The organism is Salmonella sp. SAL4457 (assembly GCF_046548235.1).
GTDB lineage: Bacteria > Pseudomonadota > Gammaproteobacteria > Enterobacterales > Enterobacteriaceae > Salmonella > Salmonella enterica.
In genome coordinates, this window is the sequence record NZ_JBGDZO010000001.1 from 88142 (window position 1) to 114862 (window position 26721).

At 50.0% G+C, this 26721-nt stretch carries 24 protein-coding genes, 2 pseudogenes and 1 riboswitch; of the genes and pseudogenes, 15 read left to right on the plus strand and 11 right to left on the minus strand.

What is annotated here, in order from left to right; genetic code table 11:
* Positions 1-40 precede the first annotated feature (40 nt).
* Positions 41-772 (minus strand): HTH-type transcriptional regulator MlrA, encoded by a 732-nt coding sequence (gene mlrA / locus ACLJNW_RS00445; protein ID WP_001240418.1) that lies wholly within the window; start codon positions 770-772, stop codon positions 41-43.
* 222 nt (positions 773-994) lie between these two features.
* On the opposite strand from mlrA, the gene ACLJNW_RS00450 reads away from it, so the two are divergent.
* From ACLJNW_RS00450 to ACLJNW_RS00460, 3 genes are read left to right on the plus strand one after another with little or no spacing between them, the layout of a single operon-like run.
* The gene (locus ACLJNW_RS00450) at positions 995-2680 is read left to right on the plus strand and encodes a sensor histidine kinase (protein WP_000272845.1); all 1686 of its coding nucleotides are present in this window, start codon (positions 995-997) and stop codon (positions 2678-2680) included.
* Entirely contained in the window at positions 2677-3396 is a 720-nt protein-coding gene (btsR, locus tag ACLJNW_RS00455) for a two-component system response regulator BtsR (RefSeq protein ID WP_000598637.1), read from the plus strand. Before ACLJNW_RS00450 ends, btsR begins: the two co-directional genes overlap by 4 nt.
* Positions 3397-3442: 46 nt before the next feature.
* Positions 3443-3910, plus strand: a complete 468-nt coding sequence (locus tag ACLJNW_RS00460; protein WP_000950413.1) for a DUF1456 family protein — start codon at positions 3443-3445, stop codon at positions 3908-3910.
* A 56-nt stretch (positions 3911-3966) separates the two neighbouring features.
* Here ACLJNW_RS00460 and ACLJNW_RS00465 read toward each other — a convergent pair whose 3' ends face one another.
* From ACLJNW_RS00465 to metG, 3 genes are all read right to left on the minus strand, one after another.
* Positions 3967-4497 carry a YehR family lipoprotein gene (locus tag ACLJNW_RS00465; protein WP_001197951.1) on the minus strand — a complete coding sequence of 177 codons (531 nt, stop codon included), beginning with the start codon at positions 4495-4497 and terminating at the stop codon, positions 3967-3969.
* Between the two features lie 171 nt (positions 4498-4668).
* Complete coding sequence (locus ACLJNW_RS00470; RefSeq protein WP_000703137.1) at positions 4669-5127, minus strand: YehR family lipoprotein; 459 nt, start codon at positions 5125-5127, stop codon at positions 4669-4671.
* A gap of 239 nt (positions 5128-5366) precedes the next feature.
* Positions 5367-7400 carry a methionine--tRNA ligase gene (gene metG, locus ACLJNW_RS00475; RefSeq protein ID WP_024154558.1) on the minus strand — a complete coding sequence of 678 codons (2034 nt, stop codon included), beginning with the start codon at positions 7398-7400 and terminating at the stop codon, positions 5367-5369.
* A 164-nt stretch (positions 7401-7564) separates the two neighbouring features.
* Between metG and apbC the strand changes: the two genes are divergently transcribed.
* The 6 genes and pseudogenes from apbC to ACLJNW_RS00505 all read left to right on the plus strand — a co-directional run bounded on the left by apbC (position 7565) and on the right by ACLJNW_RS00505 (position 14306).
* Positions 7565-8674, plus strand: coding sequence for an iron-sulfur cluster carrier protein ApbC (apbC, locus tag ACLJNW_RS00480; protein ID WP_001005424.1), 1110 nt, complete (start codon positions 7565-7567; stop codon positions 8672-8674).
* 277 nt (positions 8675-8951) lie between these two features.
* Positions 8952-9233 (plus strand): YehE family protein, encoded by a 282-nt coding sequence (locus ACLJNW_RS00485; protein ID WP_000760404.1) that lies wholly within the window; start codon positions 8952-8954, stop codon positions 9231-9233.
* A 278-nt stretch (positions 9234-9511) separates the two neighbouring features.
* On the plus strand, positions 9512-10042 hold the full coding sequence (yehD, locus tag ACLJNW_RS00490; protein ID WP_000830686.1) for a fimbrial protein YehD: 531 nt from the start codon (positions 9512-9514) through the stop codon (positions 10040-10042).
* Between the two features lie 55 nt (positions 10043-10097).
* A complete protein-coding gene (stcB, locus tag ACLJNW_RS00495; RefSeq protein ID WP_000698775.1) occupies positions 10098-10781 on the plus strand; it encodes a fimbrial biogenesis chaperone StcB in 684 nt (227 codons plus the stop codon).
* A gap of 13 nt (positions 10782-10794) precedes the next feature.
* Positions 10795-13283 (plus strand): annotated as a pseudogene (locus ACLJNW_RS00500) (fimbrial biogenesis outer membrane usher protein).
* A gap of 15 nt (positions 13284-13298) precedes the next feature.
* Positions 13299-14306 carry a putative fimbrial-like adhesin protein gene (locus ACLJNW_RS00505; protein ID WP_000765279.1) on the plus strand — a complete coding sequence of 336 codons (1008 nt, stop codon included), beginning with the start codon at positions 13299-13301 and terminating at the stop codon, positions 14304-14306.
* Between the two features lie 262 nt (positions 14307-14568).
* On the opposite strand, the gene rcnB is transcribed toward ACLJNW_RS00505, so the two are convergent.
* Positions 14569-14883, minus strand: a complete 315-nt coding sequence (gene rcnB / locus ACLJNW_RS00510) for a Ni(II)/Co(II) efflux transporter accessory subunit RcnB (RefSeq protein ID WP_000837534.1) — start codon at positions 14881-14883, stop codon at positions 14569-14571.
* Between the two features lie 281 nt (positions 14884-15164).
* A riboswitch (TPP riboswitch) is annotated at positions 15165-15261 on the plus strand.
* A 31-nt stretch (positions 15262-15292) separates the two neighbouring features.
* Here rcnB and thiM point away from each other — a divergent pair.
* Genes thiM through ACLJNW_RS00525 form a run of 3 tightly spaced genes read left to right on the plus strand, consistent with a single transcriptional unit; the run spans position 15293 to position 17659 of the window.
* A complete protein-coding gene (thiM, locus tag ACLJNW_RS00515; RefSeq protein ID WP_001523544.1) occupies positions 15293-16090 on the plus strand; it encodes a hydroxyethylthiazole kinase in 798 nt (265 codons plus the stop codon).
* Positions 16077-16877 carry a bifunctional hydroxymethylpyrimidine kinase/phosphomethylpyrimidine kinase gene (gene thiD, locus ACLJNW_RS00520; protein WP_001188957.1) on the plus strand — a complete coding sequence of 267 codons (801 nt, stop codon included), beginning with the start codon at positions 16077-16079 and terminating at the stop codon, positions 16875-16877. Before thiM ends, thiD begins: the two co-directional genes overlap by 14 nt.
* A gap of 35 nt (positions 16878-16912) precedes the next feature.
* Positions 16913-17659, plus strand: a complete 747-nt coding sequence (locus tag ACLJNW_RS00525; protein ID WP_000434062.1) for a GntR family transcriptional regulator — start codon at positions 16913-16915, stop codon at positions 17657-17659.
* On the opposite strand, the gene ACLJNW_RS00530 is transcribed toward ACLJNW_RS00525, so the two are convergent.
* From ACLJNW_RS00530 to ACLJNW_RS00540, 3 genes are read right to left on the minus strand one after another with little or no spacing between them, the layout of a single operon-like run.
* On the minus strand, positions 17633-18598 hold the full coding sequence (locus tag ACLJNW_RS00530) for a PfkB family carbohydrate kinase (protein WP_024154559.1): 966 nt from the start codon (positions 18596-18598) through the stop codon (positions 17633-17635). The two genes, ACLJNW_RS00525 and ACLJNW_RS00530, sit on opposite strands and share 27 nt — an antisense overlap.
* Positions 18595-19599 carry an ADP-ribosylglycohydrolase family protein gene (locus ACLJNW_RS00535; RefSeq protein ID WP_000642793.1) on the minus strand — a complete coding sequence of 335 codons (1005 nt, stop codon included), beginning with the start codon at positions 19597-19599 and terminating at the stop codon, positions 18595-18597. Before ACLJNW_RS00535 ends, ACLJNW_RS00530 begins: the two co-directional genes overlap by 4 nt.
* Positions 19596-20867: a nucleoside permease gene (locus ACLJNW_RS00540; RefSeq protein ID WP_023204656.1), complete on the minus strand. Its 1272-nt coding sequence runs from the start codon at positions 20865-20867 to the stop codon at positions 19596-19598. Before ACLJNW_RS00540 ends, ACLJNW_RS00535 begins: the two co-directional genes overlap by 4 nt.
* A gap of 253 nt (positions 20868-21120) precedes the next feature.
* On the opposite strand from ACLJNW_RS00540, the gene fbaB reads away from it, so the two are divergent.
* Entirely contained in the window at positions 21121-22173 is a 1053-nt protein-coding gene (gene fbaB / locus ACLJNW_RS00545) for a class I fructose-bisphosphate aldolase (RefSeq protein WP_000129590.1), read from the plus strand.
* Between the two features lie 52 nt (positions 22174-22225).
* Here fbaB and yegS read toward each other — a convergent pair whose 3' ends face one another.
* Positions 22226-23125 (minus strand): lipid kinase YegS, encoded by a 900-nt coding sequence (gene yegS / locus ACLJNW_RS00550; protein WP_023204655.1) that lies wholly within the window; start codon positions 23123-23125, stop codon positions 22226-22228.
* 561 nt (positions 23126-23686) lie between these two features.
* Between yegS and steD the strand changes: the two genes are divergently transcribed.
* Positions 23687-24022: a type III secretion system effector SteD gene (gene steD, locus ACLJNW_RS00555; RefSeq protein ID WP_001533113.1), complete on the plus strand. Its 336-nt coding sequence runs from the start codon at positions 23687-23689 to the stop codon at positions 24020-24022.
* Positions 24023-24143: 121 nt separating this feature from the next.
* A complete protein-coding gene (locus ACLJNW_RS00560) occupies positions 24144-24560 on the plus strand; it encodes a CesT family type III secretion system chaperone (protein WP_023204654.1) in 417 nt (138 codons plus the stop codon).
* A 9-nt stretch (positions 24561-24569) separates the two neighbouring features.
* Here the strand turns inward: ACLJNW_RS00560 and ACLJNW_RS00565 are convergent.
* Together ACLJNW_RS00565 and yegQ are read right to left on the minus strand one after the other, a co-directional pair.
* Positions 24570-24748 (minus strand): annotated as a pseudogene (locus tag ACLJNW_RS00565) (non-LEE encoded effector protein NleB); the annotation flags it as partial.
* Between the two features lie 450 nt (positions 24749-25198).
* Positions 25199-26560: a tRNA 5-hydroxyuridine modification protein YegQ gene (yegQ, locus tag ACLJNW_RS00570; protein WP_023204653.1), complete on the minus strand. Its 1362-nt coding sequence runs from the start codon at positions 26558-26560 to the stop codon at positions 25199-25201.
* Positions 26561-26721: the final 161 nt, after the last annotated feature.

Below are 26721 nucleotides of genomic sequence, written 5' to 3' on the forward strand. Positions count from 1 at the left end.
TAAAAAGAGTATACATTAAAGCGAATTTGTTAGCTGCTGTTTAAACGCCAAGGGGATGAATGTCGCGTCCCTGGGCACGCCATGCCAGGAGTTGCTGCTGCTGCGCCAGCGTCTGGTTTTCTCCGCACCATACCAGTAACGTCTTGCCGTCAAACAGTTCCGGGCGGAACTGGCTAAGCGAATGCGCCAACACGTCGATTCGCCATCCCTGTTGGCTGGCGACCCAACCTTCCAGCCACAGGCGGGTGGTATCATGGATATTCCAGCCGATCACCAACGCATCTTTTCCCTGTTTCTTACGCGCAGACGCCAGGCAGAGCGCAATATAGTTGATCAGGATACCGTCAAGAATGCCGAGCAGCGCCTGAAGGGCGGGTTGTTGGCACTGTAATCGTCGCCGCAGTGGGACGAACAGGTTAGTGGTCAATGTTTGGGCTGGATAATCCTGACCGCGTTCTTTGACCCATAGCCGTAAACTGTGCAGATTACTGCTTTGCAGGTAGTGCAGCAGGATCTCCTGCTGTTCGCGCCAGCCGTTAGGTTGTTCGCTACTGTCGCTACTGAGCAGCACTTTGACTTTGCTGACCTGAACGCCGTTATCTATCCAGCGCTTGATTTCGCGGATTCTGTCGATATCGGCATCGTTAAACAGACGATGACCGCCATCCGTTCGCTGTGGTTTTAAAAGTCCATAACGTCTCTGCCACGCGCGCAACGTGACAGGATTGATATCACAAAGCAAAGCCACTTCACCAATTGTGTAAAGCGCCATCGTTTCACCCTTGCTCGCGAGGTCCCGGTTTAACTTTAGACGCTCTTTTACGAACCAGGAAGTTTTGCCTGTTTTTTATGCATTAAAACGCGAAGTAGCGGGTTGCGGCGGGGTGTTTAAGTGATCGTATTCACGAATTCATATTTTTATGCAACAGTTCAAAGAAAGTTAATCGTACTCAATGTATGTTACGCGCTTTTAATTGAAGTGTGGTTTGCGGGTATGTACGAGTTTAATCTGGTGTTGCTGCTGCTTCAGCAGATGTGCGTGTTTCTGGTCATTGCGTGGCTAATGAGTAAAACGCGTCTGTTCATCCCGCTTATGCAGGTCACGGTTCGTCTGCCGCACAAGCTTCTGTGTTACGTCACGTTTTCTATCTTCTGCATCATGGGCACTTATTTTGGGCTGCATATCGAAGATTCGATTGCCAATACCCGCGCAATTGGCGCGGTGATGGGCGGCCTACTCGGCGGGCCGGTCGTCGGCGGGCTGGTCGGTCTGACCGGTGGGTTACATCGGTATTCTATGGGCGGCATGACGGCGCTGAGCTGTATGATTTCCACCATCGTCGAAGGGCTGTTGGGCGGGTTGGTACACAGCGTTCTCATACGTCGCGGACGCCCGGACAAAGTGTTTAGCCCGCTGACGGCGGGAGCAATTACGTGTATTGCCGAACTGGTGCAGATGCTGATCATTTTACTGATAGCCAGGCCGTTTGACGATGCCTTGCATCTGGTCAGTAATATTGCCGCGCCGATGATGGTGACGAATACCGTTGGCGCCGCGCTGTTCATGCGTATTTTGCTCGATAAGCGCGCCATGTTCGAAAAATATACTTCGGCATTTTCTGCTACCGCGCTGAAGGTCGCCGCGTCAACGGAGGGGATTCTGCGTCAGGGATTTAACGAAGTGAACAGTATGAAGGTGGCGCAGGTGTTATATCAGGAGCTGGATATTGGCGCCGTCGCCATCACCGATCGCGAAAAACTGCTGGCTTTTACTGGTATTGGCGACGATCACCATCTACCGGGCAAACCCATTTCATCAGGTTATACGCTGAAAGCAATTGAAACCGGAGAGGTGGTTTATGCCGATGGCAACGAAGTGCCGTATCGCTGTTCGCTACACCCGCAGTGTAAACTCGGTTCGACGCTGGTGATCCCGCTGCGTGGCGAAAATCAGCGAGTCATGGGCACCATTAAATTGTACGAAGCGAAAAACCGACTGTTCAGCTCAATTAACCGCACCCTGGGAGAGGGTATTGCGCAGCTTTTATCCGCGCAGATCCTGGCCGGGCAGTATGAACGGCAGAAGGCGTTGCTGACGCAGTCAGAGATCAAGCTGTTGCACGCGCAGGTGAACCCGCATTTTCTGTTTAACGCGCTCAATACCATTAAAGCGGTGATTCGCCGCGACAGCGAACAGGCCAGCCAACTGGTGCAGTACTTGTCGACCTTTTTTCGCAAAAATTTAAAACGCCCGTCGGAAATCGTCACGCTGGCGGATGAAATTGAACACGTAAACGCTTATCTGCAAATTGAAAAAGCGCGTTTTCAGTCGCGTCTGCAGGTACAGCTTGATGTTCCATCGACGCTTTCACGTCAGAAATTGCCTGCGTTTACATTACAGCCGATTGTTGAGAACGCCATTAAACATGGCACGTCGCAACTGCTTGATACCGGCAACGTCGCTATTCGCGCCCGGCGCGAAGGGCAGCATTTGATGTTAGATATTGAGGATAATGCGGGACTGTATCAGCCTTCCGCCGGCAGTAGCGGGCTGGGGATGAGTCTGGTTGATAAACGTCTGCGCGAACACTTTGGCGATGATTATGGTATTAGCGTGGCCTGCGAGCCGGACTGTTTTACCCGAATTACATTACGACTTCCACTGGAGGAGGACGCATGATTAAAGTGCTGATTGTGGATGATGAGCCGTTAGCGCGGGAAAATCTGCGGATTTTGCTCCAGGGGCAGGATGACATTGAGATTGTGGGAGAGTGCGCGAACGCGGTAGAAGCGATTGGCGCGGTACATAAGTTGCGACCTGATGTGCTGTTTCTGGATATTCAGATGCCGCGTATCAGTGGACTGGAGATGGTAGGAATGCTTGATCCGGAACACCGCCCGTATATCGTTTTTTTAACCGCGTTTGACGAATACGCCATCAAAGCCTTTGAAGAACACGCTTTTGATTATCTGCTCAAGCCGATAGAGGAGAAACGGCTGGAAAAAACGTTACATCGTCTGCGTCAGGAGCGCAGTAAACAGGATGTTTCGTTGTTGCCGGAAAACCAGCAGGCGCTTAAATTCATTCCCTGTACCGGACACAGCCGGATCTATTTGTTGCAAATGGATGATGTCGCCTTTGTCAGTAGCCGTATGAGCGGCGTTTATGTGACCAGCAGTGAAGGGAAAGAGGGGTTTACCGAGCTGACGCTGCGCACGCTGGAAAGCCGGACGCCGCTACTGCGTTGTCATCGTCAGTTTCTGGTGAATATGGCCCATTTGCAGGAAATACGGCTGGAGGATAATGGGCAGGCAGAGCTGATTTTACGCAACGGCCTGACGGTGCCGGTAAGCCGTCGCTATCTGAAAAGTTTAAAAGAGGCGATTGGCCTGTAAAAGACTGTTAGAATATCGTTTTGCCATAGAAACGACCGAAGGCCTCATGCTGAGTAACGATATTCTGCGTAGCGTGCGCTACATTTTAAAAGCTAATAATACCGATCTGGCGCGTATCCTGGCGCTGGGTAACGTTGATGCTACGCCGGAGCAGATTGCAATCTGGTTGCGCAAAGAAGAGGAAGAGGGGTTTCAGCGTTGCCCGGATATCGTGTTGTCCTCATTTCTCAATGGCCTCATTTATGAAAAACGCGGCAAAGATGAGGCGGCGCCTGCATTGACGGCGGAACGTCGTATCAACAACAATATTGTGCTGAAAAAGCTGCGTATCGCCTTTTCGCTAAAAACAGATGATATCCTGGCGATACTTACCGGTCAGTTGTTTCGTGTCTCAATGCCAGAGATCACCGCGATGATGCGCGCGCCGGACCATAAGAACTTCCGCGAATGCGGCGATCAGTTTATGCGTTATTTTCTGCGCGGTCTGGCAGCCCGTGAACACGCGGCGAAGTAATTCTGCGGTATTGTTCCCGGCAGCGTCCTGTCTGACCGGGAAAACGCATTATTATACTAATTGATTCTATGATATCCGCTCTCTTCCAACAGTTTCTGCGAGCGAATCATTGACAGATAGTACGCGGAACAGTTGTCAATTGATGATCCTGGCAATTTACAGAGGTCGCTTATTTTTGCCTGGGTAAAATCAATATCCACATATTCCGTAGCATAGCTATCATAATAGTCGATTCGTTCAGTCAAACCCGGCATACCCTGATAAGCTTCGCCGACTTGACTCAGCATTTTTTGTGCTTCTTCTTTATTATTGGCTTTCAGGGTCTTATAAAGTAGTTTATGTTCAGATATTTGACGTAAAACGATATCCCCTTTGTAGTAATAGGTTAACTTGATTTCAATACCGTTGAGATTACCTACATAGCGTTGTGTTTCCTCTGACTCTTTGCTAGCGGCTATCTTCTTGATAAACGCTGTCATGTTATTTTGCTTTCCCTGGAGAGTATCGTTTTTCTGATCGCAGCCAGTTATGCTAACCGATAGAGAGAGCGCGAATAGTGGCAGTGCCATAAGACGTAGAACCTGCATAACAATTCCTTGTCGTTAAGTATTGGTGTGGCCAAGAATTCAGGGATTATAGGCTTTGGCGAGGGGACTTACAGCGAGGCTGTCTTTTTTCGGAATTCATAAAGAAAAGACGCTGCCGAAGCAGCGCCCTGAGCGACTTTACCAGTCGATGCAATACATTATGCCTGCCAGTTATTTCGCTTCTTTAAAACCAGCAGCTTCCAGCAGCGTCTGGGTTTGTTTCATGCTGATACCTTTGCTGGTATCGCCGGACACCATCGTCCCTGAGATTTGCTGTAACGCTTTAAAGTCCACTTTTTCCATATCCACAGAGACGTTTTCCTGGGCATAGGTATCTTCATAGGTTAATTTTTCTTCCACTCCGGCGATATTTTTATATTTCGCGCTCAGCGGATCGAGAATTTTGGCGGCATCTTCTTTCGTTTTAGCGCCTACAGTGGCATAGCTGATTTTACTTTCAGACGTCTGCTTAATGATTTTGTCACCTTTATAGGTGTAAGTAATTGAAATTTCTGTCCCCGCCAGGTTTGCGTTAAAGGTCTTTGATTCTTCTTTATCGCCACAGCCAGCAAGAGAGAACACCAGTACGGAAGCCAAAGCCGCGGACAATAACTTGCCAGAAATTTTCATCTAAACTCCATTTTATATAATGATTGGGTTTTTAAAATAATTTCAATGAATTAATTTAACCCAGTAATAGCAATGTATCAGGGAGAGATAGAATATGACTTTTAGCCGTTATTTAGCAGTCCGGATATGGAGTCTTAACGCTATTGCTTATTAAGGAAAAAGTTAAAACACGCGGATGGGGTGATATGCCAGTCAGGATTAAGCGGTTAAAAAAGCCGGAGCATGCTCCGGCTTGTTGCTTATTTCACCTGTTGGCCAGGCTTCGCGCCGTCATCAGGGCTTAACAGGAAGATATCTTTCCCGCCAGGTCCTGCGGCCATCACCATTCCCTCGGAGACGCCAAAGCGCATTTTGCGCGGCGCGAGGTTGGCGACCATTACCGTCTGGCGGCCAATCAGCGCCTGCGGGTCCGGGTAGGCGGAACGAATGCCGGAGAAGACGTTACGCTTCTCGCCGCCCAGATCCAGCGTCAGACGCAGCAATTTGTCAGAACCATCTACGAACTCAGCATTTTCAATCAATGCTACGCGCAGGTCAATTTTGGCGAAATCGTCAAAGGTGATGGTTTCCTGAATCGGGAAGTCGGCTAACGGGCCGGTAACCGGCGCGGCTGCGGCTTTCACCTCTTCTTTAGACGATTCAACCAGCGCTTCAACTTGCTTCATGTCGATGCGATTGTAGAGCGCCTTAAAGGTGTTGACCTTGTGACCGAGCAGCGGCTGTTCGATGGCATCCCAGTTCAACTCACTGTTCAGGAAGGCTTCAACGCGTTCAGAAAGCGTCGGCAGTACCGGTTTCAGATACGTCATCAGCACGCGGAACAGGTTGATGCCCATTGAGCAAATGGCCTGCAGGTCCGCGTCGCGGCCTTCTTGTTTAGCCACCACCCACGGCGCTTGCTCGTCAACATAACGGTTAGCGATGTCGGCCAGCGCCATAATCTCACGGATAGCTTTACCGAATTCACGGCTTTCCCATGCTTCGCCAATCACCGCAGCGGCGTCAGTAAAGGTTTTATACAATTGCGGATCGGCCAGTTCAGCCGCCAGCACGCCGTCGAAACGCTTATTGATAAAACCGGCGTTACGCGAGGCCAGGTTGACTACTTTATTGACGATATCGGCATTGACGCGCTGGACAAAGTCTTCCAGGTTCAGGTCGATGTCATCAATGCGTGAAGAAAGCTTCGCGGTGTAGTAGTAGCGCAGGCTGTCGGCGTCAAAGTGTTTCAGCCAGGTGCTGGCCTTAATAAAGGTGCCGCGAGACTTAGACATCTTCGCGCCGTTCACCGTCACGTAACCGTGAACGAACAGGTTGGTCGGCTTACGGAAGTGGCTGCCTTCCAGCATGGCAGGCCAGAACAGGCTGTGGAAATAGACGATGTCTTTGCCGATAAAGTGGTACAGCTCGACATCGGAGTCTTTTTTCCAGTACTCATCAAAACTGGTCGTGTCACCGCGCTTATCGCACAGATTTTTGAAGGAGCCCATATAGCCAATCGGCGCGTCCAGCCAGACGTAGAAATATTTGCCCGGCGCGTTCGGGATTTCGAAACCAAAATACGGCGCGTCGCGGGAAATGTCCCACTGTTGCAGGCCGGATTCAAACCACTCCTGCATTTTGTTCGCCACCTGCTCCTGCAGCGCGCCGCTGCGGGTCCACGCCTGCAACATTTCGCTGAATGACGGCAGGTCAAAGAAAAAGTGCTCGGAGTCACGCATTACCGGCGTCGCGCCGGACACCACGGATTTCGGTTCGATAAGTTCGGTCGGGCTGTAGGTCGCGCCGCACACTTCACAGTTATCGCCGTACTGGTCTGCGGATTTACATTTCGGGCAGGTGCCTTTCACAAATCGGTCCGGCAGGAACATGCCTTTTTCCGGATCGTAGAGTTGAGAGATGGTGCGGTTCTTAATAAAACCGTTCTCTTTCAGGCGCGTATAAATCAGCTCGGACAGCTCGCGATTCTCGTCGCTGTGCGTTGAGTGGTAGTTGTCGTAGCTAATATTAAAACCGGCGAAATCGGTCTGGTGCTCCTGGCTCATTTCACCGATCATTTGCTCCGGCGTAATACCAAGCTGCTGCGCTTTCAGCATGATCGGCGTGCCATGAGCGTCATCGGCACAGATGAAGTTAACCTCATGGCCGCGCATTCGCTGGTAACGGACCCAGACATCAGCCTGGATGTGCTCCAGCATATGGCCGAGGTGGATAGAGCCGTTGGCGTACGGCAGCGCGCACGTTACCAGAATTTTCTTCGCGACTTGAGTCATAGTGGGTATTACTTCTTCTGTTGTAAAAAAGGGCTTTGATAGTACCAAAATGGTAATTACTGCGCCAATCGATAAGGGCATTTATCCGTAAATGAATAATTGTTACCGCTGGAGTAAACTACAAAGTTACAATCGTACTTTTCAGAACTACAAAAGGAGTCGGGATGAACGAACAATCCCAGGCCAAATCACCAGATACCCTGCGAGCGATGGTCGCCGGGACGCTGGCGAATTTTCAGCACCCAACCCTGAAGCATAACCTCACCACGCTTAAGGCGTTGCACCACGTCGCCTGGATGGATGATACGCTGCACGTTGAGCTGGTCATGCCGTTCGTCTGGAACAGCGCGTTTGAGGTATTAAAAGAGCAATGCAGCGCCGATCTGTTACGTATTACGGGCGCAAAAGCGATCGACTGGAAACTGTCGTACAACATTGCGACGCTGAAACGCGTCAAAAATCAGCCTGGCATTAATGGCGTGAAAAACATCATTGCCGTGAGCTCCGGTAAAGGCGGGGTGGGGAAATCGTCCACGGCGGTAAACCTGGCGCTGGCGTTAGCGGCTGAAGGCGCAAAGGTCGGGGTTCTCGATGCCGATATTTACGGTCCGTCGATCCCAACCATGCTTGGCGCAGAAGATCAGCGCCCAACATCGCCAGACGGTACGCATATGGCGCCGATTATGTCTCACGGCCTGGCGACCAACTCGATCGGCTATCTGGTGACTGACGATAACGCGATGGTATGGCGCGGCCCAATGGCCAGTAAGGCGCTGATGCAGATGTTGCAGGAGACGCTGTGGCCGGATCTGGATTATCTGGTACTGGATATGCCGCCGGGAACCGGGGATATTCAGCTAACGCTGGCGCAGAACATTCCTGTTACCGGCGCGGTGGTGGTGACTACGCCGCAGGATATCGCGCTAATCGACGCCAAAAAAGGTATCGTGATGTTCGAGAAGGTGGAAGTGCCGGTGCTCGGCATTGTGGAAAATATGAGTATGCATATTTGTAGCAACTGCGGCCATCACGAACCGATCTTCGGCACGGGCGGCGCGCAGAAGCTGGCGGAAAAATACCATACTCAGCTTCTGGGTCAGATGCCGCTGCATATTAGTCTGCGCGAAGATCTTGATCGCGGTACGCCGACGGTGGTTAGCCGTCCGGAGAGCGAATTTACCGCGATCTATCGCGAACTGGCCGATCGCGTTGCGGCACAGCTTTACTGGCAGGGTGAAGTGATTCCGGGAGAAATCGCCTTCCGCGCGGTGTAATCCTCCTGACGTATTCCAAAGAGAATATGACATTCACTGCATTAATATATATTGATGCAGTGAATGTATTAATAAAATAATAGCCCCCGCATTGTTAATTCCTGCTTAAACAGACAGGTGTTTATCTGAAATAATCGGCAAAAACATTATTTGAATTGATCATACCTATCCTACTGATTTATTTTTTCAATTGGTTTTAAGGTATCGATACGTTCATACTGCTCATCAGGACGGCCTGCATACTGTTTGACGTTCACCAGAGGAACAATTACTCACTATGAAAAAATATTTGCTGATGGGAATTATAGTTTCGGCTTATGGGATAAGCGTACCTGTTTTTGCCTCCGACACCGCAACATTAACCATCAGTGGAAAAGTGACCGCGCCAACGTGCAGTACAGAAGTGGTAAACGCACAGTTGCAGCAGCGTTGCGGCAACACTATCCACGTTTCAACTCTGCAAACACCCGCCGCTACGCCGATGAGAGGTGTGACAACGCAGCTATACACGGTGCCTGGTGATAGCACCCGACAGATTGTTGTTAATCATTACGACTAATTCTTATTAATTCCGCAGGCCCATATCATTGATATCAATGATATGGGCTTTTTTATTTGTTGTGTTTATATTTAAGGGCAGTAAATTTCGGAAATTAATAAGTTTACAAAATAATGATAAGCAATGATTATTTGTTGCAATTATATTGCAATCTGTAAATTGTTTTAAATCAACAAAACATCGTGTTTACATTGCGATAACTTCCTGTCTATGAGAATTTTCGTTGCAAGGGTTAATAACTCTTAACAAATAGAAATTACTTCATTAAGGAAGAGATTATGAAACGTTCACTTATTGCTGCTTCTGTATTGTCTGCTGTATTTATGAGCGCTGGGGCTTTTGCTGTTGATGAGTATGATTCAGGCGTTCTGAATATTAACGGAAAGGTGGTTGGTACTACCTGTCAATTTTTGGGTACGAACACCGCTGAAATTAGACTGAATGAAATTGGTGCGGATAAAATAATTAATTTAACCCCGGGTCAGATTTATGACGCAGTAACTAATCAAACTCAGATGCCGTTGAAAATAAAATGTCAACAGGGTGTAGCGCCGCGTATTACCTTCTCTTCAACGCAATTTGACAGCCACGATATCACATTTAATAACGGGTCTGCCAAAGGTGTCGGTTTTGCGGTTTACTACGGAAGTACGGATAATCAGATTGATCCAGAGACGGGGGTGACACTAGATCCAAATAGCAGCGGTGAATACGACCTGACTTTTTTAGCACGCTATGCGCGTTTAGACGGTGATGTTGCTTCTGGTGATGTTAGCTCAACACTGACTTTAACGGTTGTTACTGACTAATTTATTCAACCGGCGGCGTTCGTCGCCGGTTTTTTATAAGCAAGGCCGTGTAAATATGAAAATATTATCTGCAGTATTATTATCTGCCATAATTTTGCCTGCGCATGCTGGTATTGTTATTTATGGTACGCGTGTGATTTACCCGGCAGAGAAGAAAGAAGTCGTTGTACAATTGGTGAATCAGGGCGAGCAAGCTTCGCTGGTACAGTCCTGGATTGATGACGGTAACACTTCATTACCGCCAGAAAAAATTCAGGTGCCATTTATGCTGACGCCGCCAGTGGCGCGCGTTGCCGCTGAGTCTGGTCAGCAGATCAAAATCAAGAAAATGCCTAATAGCTTACCGGACAACAAAGAAAGTCTGTTTTATCTGAATGTGCTTGATATTCCACCAAACAGCCAGGAAAACGCCGGTAAAAATGTGCTTAAATTCGCAATGCAGAATCGAATAAAATTAATATGGCGCCCCAGTCGAATTGCCGCCGTAACCAAAGACAGTTTTCAGAGGATTGGTTTATTTCGCAGTAATAAAACTGTCATCATGAAAAATGATACTGCAAACTGGATTACCGTGACGGATGTAAAAGCAGGAAATACTAAGATTAATGATCAAACTATCATGCTGCCACCGCTATCGACGCAAAATATTAACATGAAATATGCGTCAACAAGCCAGTATGAAGTAACGATTATTGATGATAATGGTAACTATATTAGTAGCAAAATTAATGTAAAATAAACAGGAGTTCATCATGCTAAGGATGACGCCCATCGCTTCGCTTGTTTTATTGACTCTGTTTACCTGGCAAACGCAGGCTATCGCGACGGAAACGTTTGATACCCATTTTATGGTGGGGGGAATGAGAGATCAAAAAATAACAAATTTCCATCTGGATGAGAATAAGCCAATTCCGGGACAGTACGAATTGGATATTTATGTCAACAATCAATGGCGAGGTAAATACGATATCATTGTTGCCGATGATCCCGGTAGCACGTGTATTTCAACTGAGTTGTTGAAAAATATTGGTGTGATAAGCGATGGTCTGCAACCGCAGGGAGCAACGGATTGTATTGCGTTAAAAGATGTCGTGAGAAGCGGTGGCTATACTTTTAATATTGGCGTTTTTCGGCTGGATTTGAGCGTTCCCCAGGCCTATGTAAATGAGGTCGAGGCGGGTTATGTATTGCCTGAAAACTGGGATCGCGGCATCAATGCATTTTATACTTCTTACTATGCCAGCCAGTATTACAGTGACTATAAGAATTCTGGCAGTAGTGAAAGTACTTACGTTCGGTTCAATAGCGGTTTCAATCTGTTGGGCTGGCAAGCGCATGCGGATACCACATTTAATAAAACCGATGGCAGCAGCGGTGAGTGGAAAAGCAACACATTGTATCTGGAGCGCGGTATCGCTGAGCTCCTCGGCACATTACGCGCCGGGGATCAGTATACCTCGTCAGAGATTTTTGATTCTGTGAGATTTACCGGCGTTCGCCTGTTTCGCGATATGCAAATGTTGCCAAACTCGAAACAGAATTTTACGCCGTTGGTGCAGGGGATTGCACAGACTAACGCTTTGGTAACCATCGAACAGAACGGATTCGTTGTTTATCAGAAAGAGGTTCCTCCTGGCCCCTTTTCCATTGCGGATCTGCAACTCGCGGGCGGTGGCGCGGATCTTGATGTCACCGTGCGTGAGGCGGATGGTTCGATAAATACCTGGCTGGTGCCTTACGCTTCCGTACCGAACATGTTGCAGCCTGGCGTCTCTAAGTATGATTTTTCCGCCGGCCGTAGTCATATTGAAGGCGCCGATAATCAGGCCGATTTTACACAAATCAGTTATCAGTATGGCCTTAATAACCTGTTGACGCTTTATGGCGGTACGATGCTATCGAACCATTATAATGCGTTTACCCTCGGCACGGGGTGGAATACCCGGATTGGCGCCATTTCGCTTGACGCTACGCGAGCGCACAGTAAACAGGATAATGGCGATGTATTTGATGGTCAGAGTTATCAGATTGCTTATAATAAATACCTGACCCAAACATTAACTCGGTTTGGTCTGGCTGCGTATCGGTATTCATCACAGGATTACCGCACATTTAACGATCATGTCTGGGCCAATAATAAAAATAACTATCGTCGCGATAAGAATGATGTATACGATATTGCTGATTATTATCAAAACGATTTTGGGCGTAAAAATACGTTTTCAGCTAATGTGAGCCAATCCTTGCCAGAAGGATGGGGCGCAGTATCACTGAGTGCATTATGGCGTGATTACTGGGGACGTAGCGGCACCAGTAAAGATTATCAAATAAGCTATTCCAATACGTTCCAGAAAATTAATTATACGTTATCCGCCAGTCAGACTTACGACGAGGATCATAATGAAGATAAACGTTTTAACCTGTTTATTTCAATTCCCTTTGACTGGGGGGACGGTATTACTACCCCGCGGCGTCATCTGAATGTGTCGAACTCGACGACCTTTGATGATGATGGATTTACCTCAAACAATATTGGTTTAACCGGTACGGCAGGCAGTCGCGATCAATTTAATTACGGCGTGAATGTTAGTCATCAGCGACAGGATAGTGAGACCACAGCGGGGACGAATTTAACCTGGAATACGCCCGTTGCAACGCTTAATGGTAGTTACAGCCAGTCGTCCAATTATACTCAGACCGGCGGAAGTATTTCCGGTGGGTTGTAGCCTGGAGTGGCGGGTTGAATTTATCCAGCCGGCTTTCAGATACCTTTGCGATTATGCAGGCTCCGGGACTTGAAGGAGCCTACGTTAACGGCCAAAAATATCGGACCACCAATAAAAAAGGAACGGTGGTTTATGACAACCTTACGCCATATCGCGAAAACCATCTTATGCTTGATGTGTCGCAAAGTAGCAGTGAAACGGAATTACGCGGTAACCGTAAAGTTGCCGCCCCGTACCGAGGGGCCGTCGTGCTAGTGAATTTTGATACCGACCAGCGTAAACCATGGTTTATTAAAGCGCAGCGTCCTGATGGCTCGCCTCTTATTTTTGGTTATGATGTAGTAGATCATCATGGTCATAATGTGGGCATTGTTGGACAAGGTAGTCAGCTATTTATTCGAACGAATGATATTCCGCCCGAAGTCAGTGTACCAGTAGATAAAGAGCAGGGGCTTTCATGTTCAATCACCTTTGGTAAAACGGTTGATGAAAGTAAAGTTTATATTTGTCGGTAGTGGTGAGGTGGTGAAATGAAACTCTTTCTTTTTATCGTGATGTTATTGATTTTACCTGAAACATACGCAGCCTGTACGGGAGAAATTACTTATCAGGATAATTTAATTATTCGTGAGGATTTTACGATTAACCCTAATCAGTCCGCAACTTATAGCCATAATTTTAACGATACAACTTGTTCAGGGACTTATAAGATAACGCGTATGGATCCTTCCGATATCATCGTGGGATTATACAATGATACAGTAAAACTGAAGTTAAAAATCGCCTGGGCAGATAATAATACTCTCACAATGCCGTTTACAACGGGCTATACGGTAACGGTTGAACCCGCTTCCTCTGGGGCGAATGTAAATATTTCTGCCGGTAGTGGGAACAGTGTCCTAATCAACGGGGTGGTATCAATAACAAGCGCTTCTTCTGCAACTCAGTTTACGGCCGGTTTGCGGTTTTTAGGGTGCCTGCTAGCAGGAAGAGGTTGGAATGCCTGTGCCGCAGATTATAATAGTTATCTTAGAGGTGCAGGGTTATATTCATTTGATCTGTTTGTGTCCTACGATCGCAAGCAGACAACCTGCAAACCTGAAGATCTGACGATCACGCTACCGAATATTGCGCTTTCTGAATTATATAACACAGGCAAGGTCAGCAACAAAAATGCCGCGGATAATATTCGACTCCAGTGTGATAATCTTTTTGGTAATGCTAAACAAACATCGCGTAAAATGACGGTTTATCTCTCCAGCAGTGATTTAATACCAGATAGCTATTCTGTGTTGCGTGGTGCTGTGAATAATGGCGTCGGATTTATACTGGAGAGCGGTGGAAAAACGGTGAATATTTCAAATACAGCAGAGCAGGGTAATGCTTCAACGTTATGGAAAGTGGATCAAGTAGGCACGCCGCTCAACAGTGATATGATAACAATCCCTATTATCGCTAGTTATTATGTTTATGACCGAGACAATATAAAGCCAGGCGATCTAAAAGCGACTGCGCTGATCTATGTGAAATACGATTAATATATATGAAAAACATTTAAGATATATGGCGCGATAGGTGAATGAACTTCCGGTCACTTACAATAATAAGTGACCGGGATGACAATCTTTCTGCAATAAATTTTAATGTGGTATGCGGTAGTTTCAAAAGGGCGAGATCCAGAGCGAATCGGGTAGTGAAGGCAGTCAACAAAAAAGGCAGTTTGAAGGGGATAGAGTGATTAAGGGCTAATAAAAAAGTAACATGGGGCTGTATTTCCCCCTCTGGATGAGGGGGCTTTTTTTATCGATGATAAAAAATCTCGCCATCATAGGCTTTGATGATTTTTCCATCGGTATCGTTAATCAGTACATACGCGCCGCCCATATAGGTCCAGTGAGTACCGGCATCTGGCGCGGGCAGATTACGTAATTTCCACTGTTTAATATTATACTCATCGGTGCGGTACATTTGCGGAACGGTATCGCCGGGCTTGAAGTGGGTGAAGTCGGCGATAAAGCTTTTTAACTCATATTGATCAATGCCCGTTGTCGCGGGGGCGGCCCATGCAAAACTGGTTGCAAGCAACAGCGCGCAAGGCAGCAACTTACTTTTCATACTTTTACCCTCCACATATGCGGGTCAGTTAACATCGTGTGTATCATTTCTGCTGGTGGCGTATCTGACAAGCGCTATTTTGTTATCTCACGCCCCTTTTCGTAAAAAGTGTAAACGAAAGCGTCGTGCAGCAACATATCCGCCAGCAAGTTTGCCAGAACCGAATAGGTTTTGAGAACTATCTGATAACGCTGAAATTATCGTCCGCCGCTGACTGTAAATTTACATTGTCTGGCGCAGACAGTATGCTTAATAGCGAAACCCCGCTTAACACGGCGGGGCTTGACGACTCGGGGTGCCCTTCTTTGTGAAGGCTGAGAAATACCCGTACCACCTGATCTGGATAATGCCAGCGTAGGGAAGTCTGACACTGCTCGTGTCCCTTCTTCACGCGGGCAGGAGCTGAACCATGCAGCCTGACCTGCACTGCCGCACGCTTGCGGCGCATACGTTAAAACACTTTCGCGCGCTCTCCCCGCTTACGCACTGTATGACGAATGACGTCGTACAAACATTTACCGCCAATACGCTGCTGGCGCTTGGCGCTTCACCCGCCATGGTGATTGATCCCGTCGAGGCCAGACCGTTTGCCGCCATCGCCAACGCCTTGCTGGTTAATGTCGGAACATTAACCGCCTCACGCGCTGACGCGATGCGTGCGACGGTAGAAAGCGCTTATGATGCCAAAACACCGTGGACGCTTGATCCTGTCGCGGTGGGCGCGCTGGAATTTCGTCGGCGATTTTGCCTGGATCTCTTGTCCCTGCGCCCGGCGGCAATACGCGGCAACGCCTCGGAAATCCTGGCGTTATCCGGCATGGCGCTGGGCGGACGTGGCGTAGATACCACCGAGGCGGCGTTGGCCGCACTGCCTGCGGCGCAGGCGCTGGCGCGTCAGATAGACTGCATCGTTGTGGTTACCGGAGAGATAGATTACGTCACTAATGGTCAGCGCACGCTGAGCATTCCCGGCGGCGATCCGTTAATGACTCGCATTGTAGGCACCGGCTGCGCGTTGTCGGCGGTCGTCGCCGCCAGTTGCGCGTTACCGGGCGCCGCGCTGGACAATGTCGCGTCGGCCTGCTGCTGGATGAAACTGGCTGGACAGGCCGCGGCAGAGCGTAGCGAAGGACCGGGTAGCTTCATCCCGGCTTTTCTTGATGCGCTCTATCATCTGGATGTGGAGGCGGCCAATGCAACGAATTAACGCGCTGACGATTGCCGGCACCGATCCCAGCGGCGGGGCCGGTATCCAGGCGGATCTCAAGACCTTTTCCGCGCTGGGCGCATATGGCTGTTCGGTCATCACCGCGCTGGTGGCGCAAAATACCTGTGGCGTACAGTCGGTGTACCGGATAGAGCCGGACTTTGTCGCCGCTCAACTTGATTCCGTGTTCAGCGATGTGCGCATTGATACCACAAAAATCGGCATGCTGGCGGAAACCGATATTGTCGAGGCCGTGGCGGAGCGACTACAGCGCCATCATGTACGTAATGTGGTGCTGGATACGGTGATGCTGGCGAAAAGCGGCGATCCGTTGCTCTCGCCCTCTGCGATAGAAACATTACGCGTCCGGCTGTTGCCGCAGGTATCGCTGATTACGCCTAATTTGCCGGAAGCCGCAGCGTTGCTGGATGCGCCCCATGCGCGTACGGAACAGGAGATGCTGGCGCAGGGGCGGGCGTTACTGGCGATGGGGTGTGAAGCGGTATTGATGAAAGGCGGGCATTTAGAGGATGCGCAAAGCCCGGACTGGCTCTTTACCCGCGAGGGCGAGCAGCGTTTTAGCGCGCCGCGTGTGAACACCAAAAATACGCATGGGACGGGCTGTACGCTGTCGGCGGCGCTGGCGGCGTTACGGCCCCGGCATCGCAGTTGGGGAGAGACGGTAAACGAGGCGAAGGCATGGCTTTCGGCGGCGCTGGCGCAGGCGGACACGCTGGAAGTGGGGAAGGGCATTGGTCCGGTACATCATTTCCACGCGTGGTGGTAGTATACTGCCTACAGACCCGTCGTCAGGAAAGATAAATGGAACAAGCGCATACCCGGCTCATCGCGCAACTGAATGAACGAATTTCAGCGGCGGATAATACGCCGCTATACATGAAATTCGCCCAGACGGTAAAGGATGCCGTGCGCAGCGGTATTCTTGAGCACGGTAATATTTTGCCTGGCGAACGCGATCTCAGCCAGCTTACCGGCGTCTCGCGCATCACGGTACGAAAAGCGATGCAGGCGCTGGAAGAAGAGGGTGTTGTCACGCGCGCCCGCGGCTACGGTACGCAAATCAATAATATCTTTGAATATTCCCTGAAAGAGGCGCGGGGATTTTCTCAGCAGGTTGTCTTGCGCGGCAAAAAACCGGATACGCTATGGGTTAACAAACGCGTGGTAAGTTGTCCGGATGAGGTCGCGCAGCATCTGGCGATCCCCGCAGGCAGCGACGTCTTTTTACTCAAACGCATTCGTTATGTTGATGAGGACGCGGTATCGATTGAAGAGTCCTGGGTGCCTGCGCATCTGATTCATGATGTCGACGCGATTGGCATTTCTCTGTATGACTATTTTCGTCGCCAGCACATTTACCCTCAGCGTACCCGATCCCGCGTCAGCGCCCGGATGCCGGATGATGAGTTTCAGTCGCATATTCAAATGGATGGTAAAGTGCCGGTGCTGGTGATTAAGCAGGTGGCGCTCGATCAGCAGCAGCGGCCTATTGAATACAGCATCAGTTATTGTCGTAGCGACCTATACGTTTTTGTGTGCGAGGAGTAGCGCCTCGCGCGTGGGCGCGCAGTCGCCGCCGCGATGCCCGACCACCCAGCTTGCCACCGCATTTCCCAGCAGTACGGCATCCGCGAGCGGCCAGCCTGACGCCAGTCCTGCCAGCACGCCGCCAGCATGGCTGTCGCCCGCGCCGATGGTATCCACCACGGTTGCCGGAAACGCTGGCACAACGCCGGAAGATTGCGCGCTAAAATACCACGCTCCGTCTTTATCATGGCGCACCACCAGCGGCGCGGAAAAGCGTTTTACCCATGCTTCGCCGAAAGTGCGCGTATCGGTCGCAAGCCCGGCGCGTTCCGCAGCGATGATGGCTTCCTGGCGGTTGAGGGAGACGATGGGCCGGCAGGCCATAATGCGCGCCATTGCATCGTCTGTAATATCACCGATTCGCGGGCCAAAATCGATAAAAGGCGTTACATCGTCGACGGTTTCCAGCCACTGGATCAGTGGTTCGCCACAGGACGAGGCCAGTTGATAACCGGACAGGTAGACAAGACTGCCCCGCGGTGTCCTGAGCTGCGACAGCCAGTCCGTATTCCACTGGTTTTCCACGCCGCTAAAAGACATAAACGTGCGTTCGCCATCCGGTTCGACTAACGCCAGACACCAGCCGTTATCCCCTTCAACCGCGTCAATCACGCTGGATAATCCCTCTTTTGCCAGACGGCGGCGAATCCTCTCCGCCCACACGCCCTGGCCCAGCGGCAGCGCATTGCTGGCGTCAATCCCCAGTCGTTTCAACGCCACGGCAATATTCAGCGCACAGCCGCCGACATTGACGCTCTGTTGTTGCAGTTCAATATCGCCTCCGCGACGCGGCAACGTCCAGGCGTCGGCAATGATATCGATCACTGCCGCGCCGATAACGGTGAGCGGACGCCGGGTATGCAGGGTCGGTAATAATGTCAGCAACCGTGCGCCGTTCATAGTGCCTCCCGCCGTTGACGATAACTCGCCAGCGCAACGGCATAGCGCGCAAAATCCAGCTGATTAACCTCGTCCAGCGTTTGCTTTAACTGGGGGTTAATGGCGCTTACCCCGTGCAACGCGCCGCAAATGGCGGTAGCCATCGCGCCGATAGTGTCGGTATCGCCGCCGAGGTTAGCGCACAGCACGGCACAGCGGTTAGGATCGGTATTCGCCAGTTCCACCATGGCGATAGCGCAGGGAACCGATTCAATGGTGCTGGTTCCCGCGCCGATGATCTGATAGAGCTGTTCGCTGGCAGATTCGACGCCGTCGGCGTGGCGGACAATGTTTAGCGCCAGTTCCAGACGTGCCGATAGCGAGGCGCTAAACGTGGTAATACGCGCTGTCTGCGCCTGATGGGCGACGGCGGGGAGCGAGTCGGCAATACTTTGCCACGTGTCGCCGTTAACCGCTCGCGAGACGGCCCAGGCGACAACCACGGCGCCAGCCACCGCCAGATCGGATTTATGCGTCGGGCTGGAGGCTAACGCTACTTCTGCTATAAAGGCTGTCAGGTTAGTTGGCGGCAACAGGCAGCCCAACGGCGAAACGCGCATGGCCGCGCCGTTAGTCACGCCGTTGTTTTCCAGCGCCGCGATGGGTTTGCCGTCGCGAATCGCATTCAGCGCAATTTTTGACGTCGGGCCGAGTACATTTTTATTGAACGCATCAAAGCGTTCTGCCCAGGCGAGGATGTTACGCCCAATAATCTCGGGATCAATGTTGCCTTCGCATTCGAGTAGCGCGTCGGCCAGGCAGAGCGCCATTGCGGTATCATCCGTAAACTCCGCGCGGTTAAAATAGCAGGCGGCATTATTCTCTTTTGGCCCGGGCAGAAAGCGGTCAATCCAGCCGAAATGCGCTTTGACGCGCGTTCTCGGCCACAGCTCAGAGGGCATTCCCATCGCATCCCCTAACGCTTGCCCGTAAAGAGCACCGAGAATACGTTCTGCTTTCATTTTACTTCCCCTTGTGTCAACGCAATATCGCGATCGTCAATAGCAGTGATCTCTTTGTCCGATTCGCGAAAGAAAATCATAAACAGTAGCGCGATGACGGCAATCATCACTGCGCCAAACGTCCACATGCCCGCCCAGTTGAATGTCAGACCGTTAACCGGTTGCGGATAAGCAAACATTTTTTCCATCATCACGCCGCCGAGACGATAGCCCAGCAGGCTGCCGAATCCCTGACAGCAGAGGGTGATAAGCCCTTGCGCAGCGGTACGCATATGAACCGGCGCTTTTTTATCGACATAAATGTAGGCGGTGACGTAGTAGAAATCGTAACTCACGCCGTGCAGCAAAATACCGAGGAACAGCAGGGCGTAAGTGAAGTACGTCTCCGCGCCGCCATAGACAAAAAAGCCGTAGCGGATCGCGGCGGTAATAAGACCAAGAAATAATACCTTTTTAATACCAAAGCGCTTAGTGAAAAAGGGCAGCGCCAGCATAAAGAAGATTTCAGAGAACTGGCCGAGCGTCATCCAGCCGGTGGCGTTTTTCATTCCCACTTCTGTCAGATAGCCGTTAGCGAAGATGTAGTAGAAGGCCAGCGGCATCGCAAACAGGAAGGAACAGAAGAAGAAAACGAGAAAGTTTTTATCGCGCAGCAGAACCAGCGCATCCAGCCCCAGCATCACTTTAATATCCATCTTGCCGGTGCTTTTTGGCGGCGTGTCTGGCAGACAGAACGCAAATACGCCCAGCAACGCTGAACTTGCGGCGGTTATGAGCAGTGGAATGTTGGTGGGGGAAATATCGTTATAGCCTAACATTTGCGGCAGGAATCCACAGGCGAGGCCGGAGGCTATCCACCCAATGGTTCCCATAACGCGAATGCGTGGAAAATCGCGTTCAACGTCCGGTACGTTAGCGAAGGCAATGCTGTTTGTCAGCGCGATGGTCGGCATATAGGTCAATGAATAGGCCAGGAGCAGCGGAAAGAATCCGGCAAAGGTGGTTTGCTGTGCCGCGAAATACATCAGTACGGCACCCGCAAACATCAGTACCGCCAGGACTTTTTGCGCCGAGAAAAAACGGTCGGTAACGGAGCCGACCAGAATCGGCGACAGGATCGCCGCAATGGCGGTACAGGCATAAGACCAGCCTATTTCACCGGCGGAAAACCCGCTTTTATTTAGCCATAGCCACAGGGGGACGAACCAGGCGCCCCAGATAAACCACTCCACGAACATCATGAACGACAGTTTAAAGGTCGTTTTCATTTTTGAATCCTTCATGACAGGTAAGGTACGCCATGACAATACCATTTAATAATACCTTTTAAATACCATTGAGCGTTAATTTTGACCGAACTAACACTTTTTCGGACGTGAATCGAGTCAGCAGATAGCGCCGAAAAAATGCGCTAAAGTTGGCAAAAATGGTCGGTCAGTACCAGGCTTATTGCGACCCGCAATCTGCGGGGCAGGACTATTCACCTTCCGATACCCTATCGGAACTTACGGGAGCATAGCTATGACTGATATTGCGCAGTTGCTTGGCAAAGACGCCGACAGCCTTTTACAGCATCGTTGTATGACCATTCCTTCCGATCAGCTTTATCTACCCGGCAAGGATTACGTTGACCGGGTGATGATTGACAATAATCGTCCACCAGCCGTTCTGCGTAATATGCAGACGCTCTATAATACTGGACGCCTGGCGGGAACAGGATACCTTTCGATACTGCCCGTCGATCAGGGAGTGGAGCACTCCGCCGGCGCCTCTTTTGCGGCCAACCCGCGCTACTTTGACCCAAAAAACATTGTTGAATTGGCGATTGAGGCCGGCTGTAACTGCGTGGCCTCTACCTACGGCGTACTGGCCTCGGTTTCACGGCGCTATGCGCACCGTATTCCGTTTTTGGTCAAACTGAATCACAACGAAACATTGAGCTATCCGACAGAGTACGATCAGACCCTGTACGCCAGCGTTGAGCAGGCGTTCAACATGGGCGCTGTGGCGGTAGGCGCGACGATCTATTTCGGTTCGGAACAGTCTCGTCGCCAGATTGAAGAGATCTCCGCCGCTTTTGAGCGTGCGCATGAGCTGGGTATGGTGACCGTATTGTGGGCTTACCTGCGTAATTCTTCCTTTAAAAAAGACGGCGTCGATTACCATGTATCCGCTGACCTGACGGGGCAAGCCAACCATCTGGCCGCTACGATTGGCGCGGATATTGTGAAACAGAAAATGGCCGAGAATAATGGCGGTTATAAAGCGGTCAACTTCGGCTATACCGACGACCGCGTGTACAGCAAACTGACCAGCGATAACCCGATTGATTTGGTACGTTACCAGTTGGCGAACTGCTATATGGGACGCGCCGGGCTTATCAACTCCGGCGGCGCGGACGGCGGCGACACTGATCTCGGCGACGCGGTTCGTACCGCGGTGATCAACAAACGAGCCGGTGGAATGGGGCTAATTCTGGGACGTAAAGCCTTTAAGAAATCGATGGCTGATGGCGTGAAGTTGATTAACGCCGTACAGGATGTCTATCTGGATAGCAAAGTCACCATCGCCTGAGTTCAACGAAGAAAAGCCGGATGTGAACGCATCCGGCCAGCGGCAGGTGTTATTAACGTAGCAACGGGCAGTCTGGTGGCAGTCGACAGCGTAATGCGCCAGGCAGCACCTCAATATGGAATTCTTGTCCGCTGAGTGGTTCGCCATCCAGATTAAACGTGATTTCATGCGGCGCATGAATATCAAACCACGCTGAGGCGCCGTCAATAATATTCGGATTGCCATCTGACTGCGTGAGTGTGGAAAACAGCGCCGGCAGCAGCTCTTCGCCGGTAAAAATCCGTAGCTGTAACAGCCCGTCGTTAATTAGCGCGGTGGGACATAATTGCTGCCCGCCGCCGGCCTGACGACCGTTGCCGATGCCGATCACCAGCGCATCTCCCTGCCAGTGAAAGTTTTCGCCACGTATTTCGCAGCGGTCAGGGGTCAGCGTATCCATTCTCATCAGACCGTGAATAAGATAGGAGACGCCGCCCAACGCGGCTTTAAGTTTTTCCGGCGTTTCGGTGGTAATGCGGGTGCCAAAACCGCCCGTCGCCATATTGATAAAACAGGTTTTATCATTGACCCTGGCCATATCAATTTCCATCGCGTTTCCGGCAATCGCCAGTTTCAGCGCTTTGTCCAGCGCTTCAGGAATACCGGCGCTGGTGGCAAAATCGTTGGCGGTGCCGAGCGGCAAAAGGCCCAGTGCAGGGGCTACGCCGTCGCGGCTCTGGATGAGGGCGGTCGACACTTCATTAATGGTACCGTCTCCGCCGCCGGCAATCACCGTTTCAACGCCCAGTCTACGGGCTTCATCAACGTAACGCTGCGCGTCGCCTTTTTCCCAGGTTACCCGAACGTGAATCTGTATGCCTTCGTCGCGAAGTAGAGTAATGGCCTCACGTAGCGGCTGGTTATCAGCGCTTTTGCCATTGAGGATCAGTAAGCTGGCGGGAAAGTTAGCCATCCGTTATGCCTTAATAGGTTGAACAACAATCTCCAGAAAGTGTATAGCAGAAATGAAAAAGCGAGGTCAGAACAGGATGAAAATTGAAATGTTGCGCACTTATTGCTTTACCGTTTTTCTTCCTGCTGTACGCAGCGGTAAGCTAAGCATGGTTTAAGGCAAATGGCGACAAGAGAGATGCCGGTATGCGCATTGAGTAGCGCTTGTGAGAGTGCAAGGAAATCACAAGGGGTAGTCAGACGCTTTCCGATATAGCGCCTTTGATAACGAAACGGAGAATTAACAAGACGAACATACGTCAGTTATCAGTATTAATTTCAAACACCATAATATCAGATAAAAACCTGATATTTATTACCAAACATACTTTTTAATAGCATAAAATCGAAATGTTCTTTAGACTCTTTAGCAGAAACACGGCGCACTATTAGAAGCACGCTACTATATATCAAATAAAACCTATTTAGATGATGGCTTAGCGCGGTGTCCTATAGTCGTACCGTTGCCTGATGTATCGCTTTTCTCATAAACATAAACAGGCATGTGCATGAAGAGGTTTATATGAATGTCACTTCAGGCGTGAATGCGCAAACGCCATTGCTCCCTCCTTCTGAACGGGGTAATGACGAAAAACCGGTAGCTGAAATCGTTGATTTTAACGCTTACGGCAATAAACCCAGATGTTTAATGTGCCTGGGAACCACGGCATTGTTTACAGGAGTTTTCAGTGGGGTATGCTCAGGGGCTGTCGCCAGTGTCAGTAGTGGTACTGCATATACTACCGCCCTGACGGTTTTAGGCGCATCGTTTGGCATGGGGGGAATTGGTATGATGGGAATATGCGCCGGACTATACCTTAGCGCAAATGGCATCAGAACCCGGCCAGCCTGGCCATAAATGAGCAAACACAGCAAGTCATAGGGAAAAGACGAATTCCGACGATGACACGGGGTGTTAAGCGTCCAGACCAGAGGCTTATGACTTATATAGGAACGCTTTAGATAGAGTATGGGGTGTTATGTATTCAAGAGCCGATCGCTTATTAAGACAGTTTTCACTAAAATTAAATATCGATTCAATTGTCTTTGACGAAAACAGATTATGCTCATTTATTATAGATAACCGTTACCGTATCTTACTAACAAGCACTAACAGTGAGTATATAATGATATACGGTTTTTGCGGAAGACCTCCGGATAATAATAATCTTGCTTTTGAATTTCTCAATGCTAATTTATGGTTTGCAGAGAATAATGGACCACATTTGTGTTATGATAATAACTCACAATCATTATTATTGGCTCTCAACTTCTCACTAAATGAAAGTTCTGTAGAGAAACTTGAATGTGAAATTGAGGTAGTTATTAGATCAATGGAGAATCTGTATCACATTTTACAGGATAAAGGAATAACTCTGGATACCGATTATACGTGACGGTGGGAAGGGGATTTGGTGATCTGGTGGCAATAGAGGATAATCAATCCCAGCAAAACTTACATGGCCTGATGAAGGTGGACTGAGCGTAGGTGCGATGGTTTGAGTATTACTTTGACATGAAATCAAACCTCTAATCCGGGAAACATTATTTTAATCCTTGTAAAAGCGGCATTAAAACGTGCCATACCTTTACACGCTTAAATTATCAGTTTTTAACCTTAATTTAATAATCTGGAAACTTTTTGTGTAAGTTCTCACAAAGCAGTTATTGATTTAATTCACTGATGTTAAACGTAAACGTCAGAATGCTAAGTCCTGAGTCCGACCGGATGCGGGGAGGATTGTGTCTTGCTGGCTGGCCATGAATAGGGGAGGTCTCTAAACCAAAGCGCCCATTTGCGCTTTGGTTAGTGTGGTCAATTTTGGATGTGGCGGAAAGTACCACTTTTTTATTGATTATACGCAAAAAATAAGCCTGCGTAAGGGAGATTACGCAGGCCAAGGAGGTGGTTCCTGGTACAGCTAGCATTTATGGGTTATGTTTTTCAGCGCGTTGAATAATACCCGCATTGAGCGAAGCGGTATGTGATCAATTTCTAAGAATCTTCCCGCCATGAAAAAATAACCGCAATTAACTACTTACCATGGGGGTTACGCGTTGATTCGCCTGAGAAATTACGCATCAATAGTGCGTAATCCAGCGTAACGTCCTGCGGGACGGGCATCCAGACGGTATAGCCATCGCCAGGCGCCACCGGCATAGCGTCGCCTTTGACGTTCTCCATCTGTTCCAGGGTGAAATTGATATTTCCCTGCGGTGTCATCAGCTCCAGACTATCGCCAACGGAGAATTTATTTTTCACCGCCACGGCCGCCAGTTGGCCTTTACGCTCGCCGGTGAACTCGCCGACAAATTGCTGGCGTTCGGAAACGGAGTACCCGTACTCGTAATTCTGGTAATCGTCGTGCGTATGGCGACGCAGGAAACCTTCGGTATAGCCGCGATGAGCCAGACCTTCCAACGTTTCCAGTAGCGTAGGGTCGAAGGGTTTACCCGCGGCGGCGTCGTCGATGGCCTTACGGTAGACCTGCGCGGTACGGGCGCAGTAATAAAAGGATTTGGTGCGGCCTTCGATTTTCAGCGAGTGGACGCCCATTTTCGTCAGGCGCTCCACGTGGGCGATAGCGCGCAAATCTTTTGAGTTCATGATATAGGTGCCATGCTCGTCTTCGAACGCGGTCATGTATTCGCCCGGTCTTTGGGCCTCTTCTATCATAAACACTTTATCCGTCGGCGCGCCGATACCGAGCGTCGGCTCAACGTTCTGTACCGGAATCGGTTCATGCTTATGCACGATGTTGCCGACAACGTCTTCTTTTCCTTCCTGCACGTTATATTCCCAACGGCAGGCATTGGTGCAGGTGCCCTGATTCGGATCGCGTTTATTGATGTAGCCGGAAAGCAGGCAGCGACCGGAATAGGCCATGCATAGCGCGCCGTGGACGAAAATTTCTATTTCCATATCCGGCACCTGCTGGCGAATTTCCTCAATCTCTTCCAGCGACAGCTCGCGGGAGAGAATCACGCGGGTCAGTCCCATCTGCTGCCAGAATTTTACCGTCGCCCAGTTTACGGCATTAGCCTGTACCGACAGGTGAATCGGCATTGCCGGGAAGTGCTCGCGTACCAGCATAATCAACCCTGGATCGGACATGATCAGCGCATCCGGGCCCATCTCGACGACGGGTTTCAGGTCACGGATAAAGGTTTTGAGCTTGGCGTTATGCGGCGCGATGTTCACGACCACATAGAATTTTTTACCCAACGCGTGGGCTTCGTTGATGCCGAGCTGCAAGTTTTCGTGATTGAATTCGTTGTTACGTACGCGCAGGGAGTAGCGAGGTTGGCCCGCGTAAACCGCGTCAGCGCCGTAAGCGAAAGCGTAACGCATATTTTTCAGCGTTCCCGCCGGCGAAAGGAGTTCTGGTTTAAACATCATTTTCTCGTTCTGATGACAGGTCAGATCCGCCTCACCTGATGAGGCGGCTGGAGGAGAGTCCTCACTTTAAGGGCGGGCATTGTAGCGCCGTGGGAGAGGGGAGTAAACCACCTTACACCATTGAGTTGACCTGTCCCGGCAGCTCTGAATTCGGGATA

Excerpts from the sequence above, each read along its gene's own strand:
- thiM (WP_001523544.1), top strand. The coding sequence starts at position 15,293 with ATGCAGCCTGACCTGCACTGCCGCACGCTTGCGGCGCATACGTTAAAA.
- ACLJNW_RS00450 (WP_000272845.1), top strand. The coding sequence starts at position 995 with ATGTACGAGTTTAATCTGGTGTTGCTGCTGCTTCAGCAGATGTGCGTG.
- stcB (WP_000698775.1), top strand. The coding sequence starts at position 10,098 with ATGAAAATATTATCTGCAGTATTATTATCTGCCATAATTTTGCCTGCG.
- ACLJNW_RS00560 (WP_023204654.1), top strand. The coding sequence starts at position 24,144 with ATGTATTCAAGAGCCGATCGCTTATTAAGACAGTTTTCACTAAAATTA.
- ACLJNW_RS00535 (WP_000642793.1), bottom strand. The coding sequence starts at position 19,599 with ATGAAAGCAGAACGTATTCTCGGTGCTCTTTACGGGCAAGCGTTAGGG.
- ACLJNW_RS00540 (WP_023204656.1), bottom strand. The coding sequence starts at position 20,867 with ATGAAAACGACCTTTAAACTGTCGTTCATGATGTTCGTGGAGTGGTTT.
- ACLJNW_RS00505 (WP_000765279.1), top strand. The coding sequence starts at position 13,299 with ATGAAACTCTTTCTTTTTATCGTGATGTTATTGATTTTACCTGAAACA.
- ACLJNW_RS00485 (WP_000760404.1), top strand. The coding sequence starts at position 8,952 with ATGAAAAAATATTTGCTGATGGGAATTATAGTTTCGGCTTATGGGATA.
- ACLJNW_RS00530 (WP_024154559.1), bottom strand. The coding sequence starts at position 18,598 with ATGAACGGCGCACGGTTGCTGACATTATTACCGACCCTGCATACCCGG.
- fbaB (WP_000129590.1), top strand. The coding sequence starts at position 21,121 with ATGACTGATATTGCGCAGTTGCTTGGCAAAGACGCCGACAGCCTTTTA.
- rcnB (WP_000837534.1), bottom strand. The coding sequence starts at position 14,883 with ATGAAAAGTAAGTTGCTGCCTTGCGCGCTGTTGCTTGCAACCAGTTTT.
- yegS (WP_023204655.1), bottom strand. The coding sequence starts at position 23,125 with ATGGCTAACTTTCCCGCCAGCTTACTGATCCTCAATGGCAAAAGCGCT.
- btsR (WP_000598637.1), top strand. The coding sequence starts at position 2,677 with ATGATTAAAGTGCTGATTGTGGATGATGAGCCGTTAGCGCGGGAAAAT.
- ACLJNW_RS00470 (WP_000703137.1), bottom strand. The coding sequence starts at position 5,127 with ATGAAAATTTCTGGCAAGTTATTGTCCGCGGCTTTGGCTTCCGTACTG.
- yegQ (WP_023204653.1), bottom strand. The coding sequence starts at position 26,560 with ATGTTTAAACCAGAACTCCTTTCGCCGGCGGGAACGCTGAAAAATATG.
- metG (WP_024154558.1), bottom strand. The coding sequence starts at position 7,400 with ATGACTCAAGTCGCGAAGAAAATTCTGGTAACGTGCGCGCTGCCGTAC.
- thiD (WP_001188957.1), top strand. The coding sequence starts at position 16,077 with ATGCAACGAATTAACGCGCTGACGATTGCCGGCACCGATCCCAGCGGC.
- mlrA (WP_001240418.1), bottom strand. The coding sequence starts at position 772 with ATGGCGCTTTACACAATTGGTGAAGTGGCTTTGCTTTGTGATATCAAT.
- ACLJNW_RS00525 (WP_000434062.1), top strand. The coding sequence starts at position 16,913 with ATGGAACAAGCGCATACCCGGCTCATCGCGCAACTGAATGAACGAATT.
- apbC (WP_001005424.1), top strand. The coding sequence starts at position 7,565 with ATGAACGAACAATCCCAGGCCAAATCACCAGATACCCTGCGAGCGATG.
- ACLJNW_RS00465 (WP_001197951.1), bottom strand. The coding sequence starts at position 4,497 with ATGCAGGTTCTACGTCTTATGGCACTGCCACTATTCGCGCTCTCTCTA.
- ACLJNW_RS00460 (WP_000950413.1), top strand. The coding sequence starts at position 3,443 with ATGCTGAGTAACGATATTCTGCGTAGCGTGCGCTACATTTTAAAAGCT.
- yehD (WP_000830686.1), top strand. The coding sequence starts at position 9,512 with ATGAAACGTTCACTTATTGCTGCTTCTGTATTGTCTGCTGTATTTATG.
- steD (WP_001533113.1), top strand. The coding sequence starts at position 23,687 with ATGAATGTCACTTCAGGCGTGAATGCGCAAACGCCATTGCTCCCTCCT.